Origin of the sequence: Banduia mediterranea, from assembly GCF_031846245.1 — a bacterium.
Classification (GTDB): domain Bacteria; phylum Pseudomonadota; class Gammaproteobacteria; order Nevskiales; family Nevskiaceae; genus Banduia; species Banduia mediterranea.
Genome location: NZ_JAVRIC010000096.1, coordinates 1 through 216, shown reverse-complemented (window position 1 = coordinate 216; position 216 = coordinate 1). Strand labels below are relative to the sequence as shown.

Genomic DNA, 216 nt, shown 5'->3' with positions numbered 1-216 from the left:
CCACGAAACCGCCTTCTACGTTTGCACGCGGGCGCTGTCCGCTCCCCAAGCGGCGCGCGCCATCCGCGGACACTGGACCATCGAAAACTCGCTCCATTACATCCGCGATGTCACCTTGCGCGAAGATCATTGCCGCGTCCGCCACAACCCAGGCGTCCTCGCACGTTTGCGAACCCTCGCCCTCAACGTCCTCCACCACAACCGCCTTCCTAACCT

The 216-nt window shown here is 63.4% G+C and carries 1 protein-coding gene; it reads left to right on the top strand.

Features of this window, described 5'->3' with window-relative positions; genetic code table 11:
- Positions 1–216 (top strand): transposase (locus RM530_RS18535; protein WP_311366746.1); only part of this gene is annotated, 216 nt, incomplete at both ends.